At 36.8% G+C, this 13,278-nt stretch carries 2 protein-coding genes; both read left to right on the top strand.

The genetic code is table 11. From position 1 onward, the window contains the following. Positions 1-288 precede the first annotated feature (288 nt). Complete coding sequence (locus tag HW276_RS06215) at positions 289-942, top strand: hypothetical protein (RefSeq protein WP_178937822.1); 654 nt, start codon at positions 289-291, stop codon at positions 940-942. A 383-nt stretch (positions 943-1,325) separates the two neighbouring features. Further along, positions 1,326-12,947: a YadA-like family protein gene (locus HW276_RS06210; protein ID WP_178937821.1), complete on the top strand. Its 11,622-nt coding sequence runs from the start codon at positions 1,326-1,328 to the stop codon at positions 12,945-12,947. The last annotated feature ends 331 nt before the right edge of the window (positions 12,948-13,278 follow it).

Genomic DNA, 13,278 nt, shown 5'->3' with positions numbered 1-13,278 from the left:
AACAGAAGTTAGTCTTTTTTTATTTATTCTATATCGTTTTCCATTGAGTGACAGAACTGTTGTGAATTTCTTTGTAAGGGGGAAAGGTATTTTGTTAGTAAAATTAACAAGTATAATAAAAATTTAGTAAATGTAATTGACACAAATATGTAAATTATGATAGAATTTTTTGAGAAATTAATTTTAGGGGTTTTAAAGAGGAAAAGCAATGTCTCGAAAGTTGAATTTTTATTGAAATAAAATAGACTTTTGCAAGTAACTACAGTAAATAGAAAAGGAGAAATGGAAGTGAAGAAAAAAGGATTAATAATTGCAGGAATGGCTTTAATTGTAACAAACTTGTATTCGACAGGGATTGTGGGGGAATCTCGTGAAATTGAAGGAAAGAGATATGTAGTGCCATATTCTAGGGAAAGTAATGGATTTCCTAAGATGGGGTCAGACGGGAAACAGTATAGAACAAAATTTTTGAATGAAAGAGATAAAAGCAATGAAATAATAGTCTATTCAGATTTGGATGATGCTCCGGCGAAACATTGCAGAAAGAAAAGAGGGCATTCGATTTTGAGAGAGGACAGCATTACTGGGGAAATGGTGAGATTGTGCAGGCTTGATACGCCAGGTGCCAGAGTGGAAGGTTCGAAAATGGAAGTTGATGAAATTCAGTATTATGTGACAAATACCGAAAATAAATATGTTTGGAAAAAATTGATAGAAGACAAAAAGTTGGATCCGTCAGATAAGGTTTACAGCGATTTGCCTTATACAGCTTATGCAAAATATACAAGGCCAGAAAAAGAGGCAGAAATAAAGAGAAGATATTTGGAGCCAAAGAATGTTGTTCAAAAGGAATTGAGAGATTTATTCCATCAAAAATTTGAAGAGCAGTATGGAAAAAAATATGGAATGACATTAGAGGAAGCGAATATTGAAAAAAGATAAATATTAATAAGGTCAAAAGAAATCAATAATAACAAACAATTAAGTGAATATCAGTTATAAAAAGTGTGATATAAGCCTAAAGTTTTTTTATTTTTGAGATTTTTTGACCTTTTTTAGAAATATTAAGATTTATATTCTGACGATAATTAACTGGAAAATAAAAAATAATAAAAAAAACAGGTGTTATATAAAAAAAAAACTTGTTAAATCTTAAAAAGTAAAGTATAATATATTCTAAAATAAGAGAAATAAAAAGAGAGTTCTAAATAATTTATAAAATTTAATATGTGAAATTTAAAAAAAGCAATAAATGGAAATAAAAAAAGTTATCAATAATAGAAAACTATGTAATCTTTATAAAAAGGAATTGATTTGGAGGTCGAATGAAAACGAAAAAGAAAAATAAGAAAAAAATTTCAAAAGTATTATTTAATAAAGTGGCGAGAGTGGCATCACTGGCTACGACTGTAGTTGCTAGTGAAATACTGACAAGCGAGAAAGCAGAAGCATCAATAACAATAGGTGAAACTGCCGGATCACCTAATAACCAGTCTGTAAAAAAAACAAGTGCGGCAGCGGTATCTACTGCGATAGCGATAGGTAATAATGCAAATGCCTCAAATTCTGGATCAGCATTTGCAATAGCAATAGGAGGAGATACAACATCTACTGGAAATGGTGCAATATCGATTGGTAAGGATGCCCAGTCGCTAGCATCTTCAGGAGTGGCCGTGGGTTATAATTCTAAAGCTTCAGGTGGTCAAGCGGTAGCAATTGGTGGAAATATTCAAAATGCTGGAGGAGCGCAGGCAACGGGAGACCAATCTATAAGTATAGGTGGAGACACAATTGCAAGCGGATCTTCTTCAATAGCAATTGGTGGAGATGACTTGAATCAGGCAAACAGTATAGCTGGAGTAGTTTTTAAAAATTTAACAGGAGTAGATTTGATAGGAACAACTACATATGTAAAAACAGAATCAGGCGGAGCGGGATCTATAGCAATTGGAGTGCAATCTACTTCATCAGGACACCTGTCAACTGCATTCGGGACAAAAACAAAGGCATCAGGAGCATATTCAACAGCATTGGGAGTAGGTGCGAGTTCAGAAGGAGAGGGCTCTATAGCATTAGGAGGAGCAGCAAGTTCTAAAGGAAAAACATCAATTGCCATAGGAACAAAAGTAAAGACAGTTGGAGAATCTGCAACATCAATGGGATATGGTGCGGAAGCCAGCAGCAAAGGGGCTGTAGCAATTGGACTGGATTCAAGAGCTGGAGATGGAAATGCTGCAACAGGTACAGCTGGTGCTAATGGGATAAATGCAGTAGCAATAGGAACAGGTGCACAGGCAATAGCTAAAAATACTATTTCAATTGGGACAGGAAATGTTGTAAGCGGGGTTGGTTCAGGAGCGATTGGAGATCCGACTACTATTACAGGAACTGGAACTTATTCATTAGGGAATGATAATGGAAATATTGCTGCAAGTAATTCAGGAGTATTTGGTAATAATAACAACATAAAAGGAGCAACTTCAGGAAACCGTGTTATAGGGAATAACAATACAGTAGAGGTGACTGCAAACAATGCTCTTATTTTTGGTAATAATGCTGGCGTAAGTGCGGCAAATGGTATAGCAATTGGTGAAAAATCAGCTTCGACTTCAGAAGGATCAATTGCATTTGGATTAAATTCTAAAGCTGGAAATGGTTCAGGAGCTACTTTTGGATTAGCAAAAGATGCAATAGCGATTGGTACAAATTCTAGTGCAAGAGGAGATAAAGCAGTTGCAATAGGAAAGGGAACGCAGGCTAATCATGATAGTAATATAGCAATAGGTAATTCTGCAGAAACAGGCCGTGATTTAACTGTAAGTAATTATGATATTAAAAATATTTCAATAGGTTACGAAGCTGGAAAAGGAATGAATGGTCAATTTAACAGCTATCTGGGAACTAATGCAGGTCAAGATAGCAAAGGAGATGGGAATTCAGCATTTGGACTTAGAGCAGGAAAAACTGTTACTGGAAATACCAATACAGCAATAGGAATGGATTCGGGACAAAATGTTAAAGCGTCATCTAATACAGCTATAGGATTAAATGCAGGACAAAATGTAACTGCAAATGGAGGTGGAAGTAATGTAGCCATAGGAACAAATGCTGGTCAAAATGTAACAACAACGAGTTCAGGTGGTGGAGATAACATTGCTATAGGAACAAATGCCGGAAGAAATGTAACATCGTCTATAGGACATAATACAGCCGTAGGACATAGTGCTGGTCAAAATATAATTGGGACTAATAACGTTGCATTTGGGTCAGGTTCAGGACAAAATGTAGTTGGTGACAACAATACATCTATGGGGATTAATGCAGGAATTGGAGTAAAAAGCAGCAGTAATGTATCGATAGGATCAGATTCAGGACAGAATACTGATGGAGTAGGTAATACAGCCATAGGATATCAAGCAGGACAAAAAGTAACTGGCGGACATAATATTTCTATGGGATATCAGTCTGCTAAAGGTTTAAATGGAGGTTCTAACACTATAATAGGATTTCAGGCAGGACAAGAAATAGTTGGAGGAAATAATATCATAGTTGGAACAAATGCAACTAAAAAAGTGACAGTAGATAATGTTGTAAGTATCGGTACAAATTCTACTGCTTCTACTAATAACTCGGTGGCTGTTGGTTCATACTCGAAAGCAACAGGAAATGCAGCGATAGCAATTGGTCAAGGTTCAAATGCAAGCAAGGATAATTCAATGGCTATTGGAAACAGATCAACAGTTAATGCGGTGAAAGATGTTGCAATCGGTTCAGATTCTTCTACATCAGCGACAACAGGTGTTTCAAAAGCGACAATAACAGTACCTGGAACTGGAAAGAGCATTACTTATGGAACTTTTGCAGGAAGTAATCCTGATGCTGCATTTTCAGTTGGATCGGCTGGAAGAGAAAGACAAATTCAAAATGTTGCAGCTGGTAGAGTAACAGCAACAAGTACAGATGCAATCAATGGTTCACAATTATTTGCAGTAGCAAACGAACTTGGGAAAACTTGGAAGGCAAATGCTGGTGGAAATTTAAGCGGTTCCGCAACATCAACACAGGTTATGCCTGGAGATGAAGTTCAATTTGTTGCGGGTAAAAATTTGGAAGTAGAGCAAAATTTGGCGACAGGTTCGCAAAAATATACATATTCATTGAAAAAAGATGTGGATTTAGGGTCAACTGGAAGCTTAAAAGTAGGGCCTGTGACAATAAATAACAACGGAATTGATGCTGGAAACAAAAAAATAACAAATGTCGCTCCTGGAACGGCTGATACGGATGCAGCAAATGTGAGCCAAGTAAAAGCAGCAAAAACAACAGTATCTTCAGATGATAATTCAATAACAGTGACAGAAACTACAAAGCCAGATGGACATAAAAACTATGACCTGTCAGTAGATGTTACAAAACTGGATGCGGCAAACAAAAGTTTAAGCAATATCAATAATGATGGAAACAAAGTAATAAGCGGCATTGCAAGAAAATCAATAGATGTAGTAGCAGGAACGAATATAAAAGATATAGTTAAAAATGATGTTCAAAATTCAGATGGAACAACAACGACTACATATACAATAAATGCGAATGGAGCGAGAGTAGTAGCAGGAGATGGAGTGACAGTGGCGACAGGTACGCCAGGTTCAAACAATATTACAGATTACACAGTGTCAGTAAAAAATACGACATTGACAGCTACACCAGGCTCAACGACAGTAACAGCAGGGGATAATAACAGTTATGCGAAAGCAGGAGATGTGGCAACTGCAATAACTAATGCGGCAAAAGCAGCAAAAACAGAAGTAAAATCGCCAGACAGTTCAATAAATGTAGCTACTGACAATACATCACCAGACGGACATACAATTTACAATATTACAATAGATAAGTCAGGGAAAGTAGCGGCAGGAGACACTAAATTAGTGACAGGAGATACTGTAAATACAGCAATAACTAATGCAAAAACAGACTTAATCAACAATAATCCTTTAAAATTTGGAGGAGATAGCGGAACAGTTGTAACTAGAAAATTGGGAGATCAGCTAAATATAAAAGGCGGAGCAACAGGAGCAACAACATCAGGGAATATAGCTGTTATAGCAGATGGAAATAATACTTTAAATATTCAATTAGCAAAAAATTTAACTGGATTGGACAGCATCTCAACAAATGGTGGAAATACGGTAATTAACGACAATGGAATTACAACGCCGAAAGTTACAATAAACAATGCACCGATAGCAGGAACGGATGCGACAAATAAAGATTATGTAGACAGCACGAAAACGAAAGTGACATCAAATGACAGTTCGGTCGTAATAAATAAAACGACAAGCGGAAATCAAGACGTGTATGATCTGTCAGTAGATGTTACAAAACTGGATGCGGCAAACAAAAGTTTAAGCAATATCAATAATGATGGAAACAAAGTAATAAGCGATATTGCAAGAAATTCAGTGGACGTAATAGCGGGAACAAACATAAAAGATGTAACGAAAGCGAACACAACAAATCCAGATGGTACAACAAAAACTACATATACAATAAATGCAAACGGAGCAAGAGTAGTAGCAGGAGATGGAGTGACAGTGGCGACAGGAACTCCAGGTTCAGACAATATTACAGATTACACAGTGTCAGTAAAAAATACGACATTGACAGCGACACCAGGCTCAACGACAGTAACAGCAGGGGATAATAACAGTTATGCGAAAGCAGGAGATGTAGCTACAGCGATAACAAATGTAGGGAAAGCATCGAAAACGACAGTAACTTCAAATGACAGTTCAGTAACTGTAGTTTCAAAGGTGGATTCAGGAGATGGACATGTAAATTATGATTTGTCGGTAGATACAAGTAAAGTGGCTGCGAATACAAACTTGACTTACAAGGCAAACAGTGGAACAGGTTTAACAACGACATTGGCAAACGGATTGGATTTCAAAGATGGAGACAATACGGTAGCAACAGTTGGACCGAATGGAGAAGTGAAATATAGCTTAAATCCAACAGTTGCAGGAATTAATAGTATTACGACAAATGGTGGAAATACAGTAATTAATGATAATGGGATTACGACACCAAAAGTTACAATAAACAATGCACCAACAGCGGGAACAGACGCAACAAATAAAGATTATGTAGATAGCACGAAAACGAAAGTGACATCAAATGACAGTTCGGTTGTAGTAAATAAAACGACAAGCGGAAATCAAGACATCTATGATTTGTCGGTAGATGTTACAAAACTGGATGCAGCAAATAAAAGTTTAAGCAACATCAATAATGCAGGAAATAAAGTAATAAGCGATATTGCAAGAAAATCAATAGATGTAGTAGCAGGAACAAATATAAAAGATATAGTTAAAAATGATGTTCAAAATTCAGATGGAACAACAACGACTACATATACAATAAATGCGAATGGAGCGAGAGTAGTAGCAGGAGATGGAGTGACAGTGGCGACAGGAACTCCAGGTTCAAACAATATTACAGATTACACAGTATCAGTAAAGAATACGACATTGACAGCGGCGCCAGGCTCAACGACAGTAACAGCAGGGGATAATAACAGTTATGCGAAAGCAGGAGATGTTGCTACAGCGATAACAAATGTAGGGAAAGCATCGAAAACGACAGTAACTTCAAATGACAGTTCAGTAACTGTAGTTTCAAAGGTAGATTCAGGAGATGGACATGTAAATTATGATTTGTCGGTAGATACAAGTAAAGTGGCTGCAAATACAAACCTAACTTACAAGGCAAACAGCGGAACAGGTTTAACAACAACATTGGCAAACGGACTGGATTTTAAAGATGGAGATAATACGAAAGCGACAGTCGGACCGAATGGAGAAGTGAAATACAGCTTGAATCCGACAGTTGCAGGAATTAACAGTATTACAACAAATGGTGGAAATACAGTAATTAACGACAATGGAATTACAACGCCGAAAGTTACAATAAATAATGCGCCGACAGCAGGAACGGATGCGACAAATAAAGATTATGTAGACAGCACGAAAACAAAAGTGACATCGAATGACAGTTCGGTTGTAATAAATAAAACGACAAGCGGAAATCAAGACATCTATGATCTGTCAGTAGATGTTACAAAACTGGATGCGGCAAACAAAAGTTTAAGCAATATCAATAATGATGGAAACAAAGTAATAAGCGGCATTGCAAGAAAATCAATAGATGTAGTAGCAGGAACGAATATAAAAGATATAGTTAAAAATGATGTTCAAAATTCAGATGGAACAACAACGACTACATATACGATAAATGCGAATGGAGCAAGAGTAGTAGCAGGAGATGGAGTGACAGTGGCGACAGGTACGCCAGGTTCAAACAATATTACAGATTACACAGTATCAGTAAAAAATACGACATTGACAGCTACACCAGGCTCAACGACAGTAACAGCAGGGGATAATAACAGTTATGCGAAAGCAGGAGATGTAGCTACAGCGATAACAAATGTAGGGAAAGCATCGAAAACGACAGTAACTTCAAATGACAGTTCAGTAACTGTAGTTTCAAAGGTGGATTCAGGAGATGGACATGTAAATTATGATTTGTCGGTAGATACAAGTAAAGTGGCTGCAAATACAAACCTAACTTACAAGGCAAACAGCGGAACAGGTTTAACAACGACATTGGCAAACGGACTGGATTTTAAAGATGGAGATAATACGAAAGCGACAGTCGGACCGAATGGAGAAGTAAAATACAGCCTAAATCCAACAGTTACAGGAATTAACAGCATCTCAACAAATGGTGGAAATACGGTAATTAACGACAATGGAATTACAACGCCGAAAGTTACAATAAATAATGCGCCGACAGCGGGAACAGATGCGACAAATAAAGATTATGTAGACAGCACGAAAACGAAAGTGACATCGAATGACAGTTCGGTTGTAATAAATAAAACAACAAGCGGAAATCAAGACGTGTATGATTTGTCGGTAGATGTTACAAAACTGGATGCGGCAAACAAAAGTTTAAGCAATATCAATAATGATGGAAACAAAGTAATAAGCGATATTGCAAGAAATTCAGTGGACGTAATAGCGGGAACAAACATAAAAGATGTAACGAAAGCGAACACAACAAATCCAGATGGTACAACAAAAACTACATATACAATAAATGCAAACGGAGCAAGAGTAGTAGCAGGAGATGGAGTGACAGTGGCGACAGGAACTCCAGGTTCAGACAATATTACAGATTACACAGTGTCAGTAAAAAATACGACATTGACAGCGACACCAGGCTCAACGACAGTAACAGCAGGGGATAATAACAGTTATGCGAAAGCAGGAGATGTAGCTACAGCGATAACAAATGTAGGGAAAGCATCGAAAACGACAGTAACTTCAAATGACAGTTCAGTAACTGTAGTTTCAAAGGTAGATTCAGGAGATGGACATGTAAATTATGATTTGTCGGTAGATACAAGCAAAGTAGCTGCGAATACAAACCTAACTTACAAGGCAAACAGCGGAACAGGTTTGACAACGACATTGGCAAACGGACTGGATTTCAAAGATGGAGATAATACGAAAGCAACAGTTGGACCGAATGGAGAAGTGAAATACAGCTTAAATCCAACAGTTGCAGGAATTAACAGTATTACGACAAATGGTGGAAATACGGTAATTAACGATAATGGAGTTACAACACCGTCATTGACATTGACAAATTCAACACCGCTAACTTCTTCGACAGGTGGAAAAGTTACTGTACCAGCTGGAACAGGAAATCAGGCAGTAACAGGACAGACAGTTGCAAATGCGATAAATAAACTTGGGGATAATACAATAAATTTAAAGGCTTCAGATGGAAATATAACGACAAAACAGTCATTGAATAAAGATGGGGGACTAGAATTTAACATAACAGGAAGCAATGGGATAACAACAACGGCAAGTGGAGATACGATAAATGTTACAATTGCACAGTCTGGACTGAATACATCGACAACAGGCGGGAAAACGACAGTAACACCAGTAACAAGCGGAAATACTTATGCAACAGCAGGAGATGTAGCAACAGCAATTCAAAATGCTGTAAATAATTCGGGATGGAATGCAGTAGCAGGAAGTACAGGAACAGGGACAACATCTGGAAGTGTGTCAAATAAATTGATAACGCCGGGAGAAACAGTAAAATTACAGGCTGGGGATAATTTAAATGTAGATCAGTCAGGTGGAACATTTACATATAGCTTGAAAAAGGATATTTCGCTTGACAGTGTGACAACAGGAGATACGAAAGTTGCTAATGGCGGAATTACAATTGGAACTGGATCGAATCAAGTATCATTGACAAATAATGGCTTAAATAATGGTGGCAATAAAATTACAAATGTAGCTGCAGGGACAAATAAAAATGATGCAGTTAATGTTGGTCAGTTGAATGCGGCAAAAACAGAGCTTGAAAATGGGACAAATACGACAGTGTCTAGCAGAACTGGGTCGAATGGACAAACAATTTACAAAGTTAATACTGATTTTACATCAATAGCAGATGCAATTGGCGGGAATACGAAATTTGATCCGACAACAGGAAAAATAGATACGAGTGCAGCAAATATTGGAGGAACAGGACAGACAAATATAAGCGATGCGGTTAAAGCGGCGATAACAACAGTTTCTTCGAATGATGCTTCAGTAACAGTAAATAAAGTACAAAAATCAGATGGACACTATAATTATGATTTATCAGTAGACACAAATAAGATAGCTGCGAATACGAATTTGACTTACAAAGCAAATAGTGGAACAGGTTTAACAACGACATTGGCAAACGGACTGGATTTTAAAGATGGAGATAATACGAAAGCGACAGTCGGACCGAATGGAGAAGTGAAATACAGCTTAAATCCGACAGTTGCAGGAATTAATAGTATCACAACAAATGGTGGAAATACGGTAATTAACGATAATGGAGTTACAACACCGTCATTGACATTGACAAATTCAACACCGCTAACTTCTTCGACAGGTGGAAAAGTTACTGTACCAGCTGGAACAGGAAATCAGGCAGTAACAGGACAGACAGTTGCAAATGCGATAAATAAACTTGGGGATAATACAATAAATTTAAAGGCTTCAGATGGAAATATAACGACAAAACAGTCATTGAATAAAGATGGGGGACTAGAATTTAACATAACAGGAAGCAATGGGATAACAACAACGGCAAGTGGAGATACGATAAATGTTACAATTGCGCAGTCTGGACTGAATACATCAACAACAGGCGGAAAAACGACAGTAACACCAGTAACAGGTGGAAATACTTATGCAACAGCAGGAGATGTAGCAACAGCAATTCAAAATGCTGTAAATAATTCGGGATGGAATGCAGTAGCAGGAAGTACAGGAACAGGGACAACATCTGGAAGTGTATCAAATAAATTGATAACGCCAGGAGAAACAGTAAAATTACAGGCTGGAGATAATTTAAATGTAGACCAGTCAGGTGGAACATTTACATATAACTTGAAAAATGATATTAATGTTAATAGCATAACTGCTGGAAATAATAAGTTTGATACCTCAGGATTGGCAATTAGTGATGCGGCTGGAAATAAAGCGATAACTACACCATCAGGAACTACTTATACAAATGCGGCAGGAAATACAACTGTTATAAATCCTACAGGAGTAGTGATCAATAAATCAGCAGCAGATCCTAGCAAGTCTGTTTCACTTACAGATAATGGACTTGATAATGGTGGAAATAAAATTACAAATGTTGCAGCAGGAGTAAATCCAACGGATGCAGTAAATGTTAGTCAATTGGATAAAGCTATAAATAAATCAACTTATAATGGACCTGTAGTTTATACAAATGCTGCTGGAGAAAAAATTGTTAAAGTAAACGGAAATTACTATAAAGCATCGGATGTTGATGTAAATGGAAATCTATTGCCAGGTGCAGTAGCAATTAATCCAAGTGATATTCAACATAGTTTATTAAATGCTGATGGAAGTACTACAAATCCAAGTACATTAGATAATGTAGGAAAAGGAAAGATTTCTTCATCTTCAAAACAGGCCATAAATGGAAGCCAGTTGAATAATTTGGGAACTCAATTGGGATTGACAGTTGATCCGTCTGGAACTGGGTTTTCAAATCCAACATTTGCTGGACTAAAAAATGTAAATGGTTCGACTGGAGCAGCGCCGACAACATTTAAAGATGCTGTTGATCAAACGATAGCTAAAGTAAATGAAGGAATAATTTATGGTGCTGATAATAATACGGCTGGAACTAGACAGCAATTGGGAAGCAGATTGACTGTTGAGAGCGGAGATTTTGCAAGTGGCGGAGTAAATTATAAAGGACAAAATCTTGAAACATCATATGTGTCAGATGGAGCAGGAAATGGTAAAATTATAGTTGGAATAACTGAAAATCCAGAATTTAATTCTGTAAAAGCTAAGACATTTACGGCGGATGATGGAGCAGGAAATACAACTGTAACTAATGGACAAGGTACAACCATTACTGATGCAGCTGGAAATAAAAATGTGGCAACTGCGGCAGGAAACACTTACACAAATGCAGCAGGAAATACAACGACCGTAAATTCTTCTGGAGTGACAATTAATAAGTCAGCAGCGGATCCTAGCAAGTCAGTTTCACTTACAAATAGCGGACTTGACAATGGTGGAAATAGAATTACAAATATTGCTGCAGGAGTTGCTCCGACAGATGCAGTAAATGTTAGTCAATTAGGAAATGCTGTAAATAATTTAACAACAACTATTAATGCTTCAAAATCGGAAGTAGTTGGCGGAACAAACACAAATGTGACTAGTTCAACAGGTTCAAATGGACAGATAGTTTATAAGGTTGATGCTGATGGAACAACAGTTTCAGGTGGAAGCAGCTTTGTTTCTGTAACTCAGGGAACAAAAGATGCAAATAATATAACTGATTACAAGATTGACCTGGCACAAGGAACAAAAGACAAACTAAACAGTATTGGAACTGGAAATATTGCTGCAGGAGACAATAATACAGTAACAGGTTCTACAGTGCATAATTACATTCAAAATAATCCTTTGACTTATACAGATGATAATGGAACGACAGTTACTCGTAATTTAGGACAAAATTTAAATATTATGGGTAGAGCAACAGGACCGCTTACTACTGGAAATATTGGAGTTGTAGCAGCTGGACCAGATACATTGGAATTGAGACTGGCTGAAAATGTTGATTTAGGACCAAATGGAAGAGTTACTATGGGAAAAACCGTTGTTAATGATGACGGAATTAAAATTACAGGTGGTCCAAGCGTGACATCGTCAGGAATTGATGCTGGAGGAAAAAAAGTTACGAATATTGCTGAAGGTGATATAAGTCCAACAAGTAACGACGCAGTAACAGGACGACAAGTTTACAATGCTATAAGTGCTGGTGCTGCTGACAAAGCGACAAGAGCAGAACTGGCAGGAGTAAATAATAACTTGACAGCTGGAATTGCAGGAGTTGCGGCGATGGCTAATTTACCGCAAATCAATGACTCGGCTTCAAATAGATTTAATATAGCAGTGGCTGGAGGAGCATATAAAAATGGTAGAGCTATGGCTTTAGGATTTAGTGGAGTTTCTGATGGCGGAAGATTTGTTTACAGAGCTAGTGCAAGTTTGAACAATAAACGAGATGTGGCGGTAGGTTTAGGAGTTGGGTATCAATTTGGTAAAAGAGATGTTATGCCGAATGAACTTGACAGAATGAAATCTATGGTTGCACTTATTGAAGAGCAGAAAGATAGCTACAGTCGACAATTGAAACAGCAACTTGAGCAAGAATCTAGGAAAAATCAGGAAAATTCAGAACTTATTAGACAATTAATGCAAGAAGTTCAAGAGTTGAAGAGCAAGAGCAATGTGAGTAATAGAAGCAATAGAAGTTAGATTTATATTGCAGATAAAAATTAAACTAAAAAATATAGAAATAATTATAACTATAAAATTATTTATGATGACTGACAGCGAGGGGATTAATCCCCTTGCTCAAAAAAAGATTATTTATATCTTAATTGTATTTTTGTAGATTTCTTTAAATTAAAATAGATTAAGATAGGAGAATAAAAATTAGTCATCATATTTTTTAGTACCAAAAAAAATTATAAATCCAATATTTATTATCGGACGCTATTTTTTTTTAATATTATTAATATACACTTCAATATACATATAATATTAATTATAAGAAAAAATTGTAACTAATCAATCTCGATAAATC

This window comes from Leptotrichia sp. oral taxon 417, from assembly GCF_013394865.1.
Taxonomy (GTDB): Bacteria; Fusobacteriota; Fusobacteriia; order Fusobacteriales; family Leptotrichiaceae; genus Leptotrichia; species Leptotrichia wadei_A.
Note: the sequence above shows the minus strand (reverse complement) of the source record. Positions and strands in the feature narration are given on the sequence as shown.

Bases quoted from the DNA above. Each gene is read 5' to 3' on its own strand.
- HW276_RS06210 (WP_178937821.1), top strand. From the start codon at position 1,326: ATGAAAACGAAAAAGAAAAATAAGAAAAAAATTTCAAAAGTATTATTT.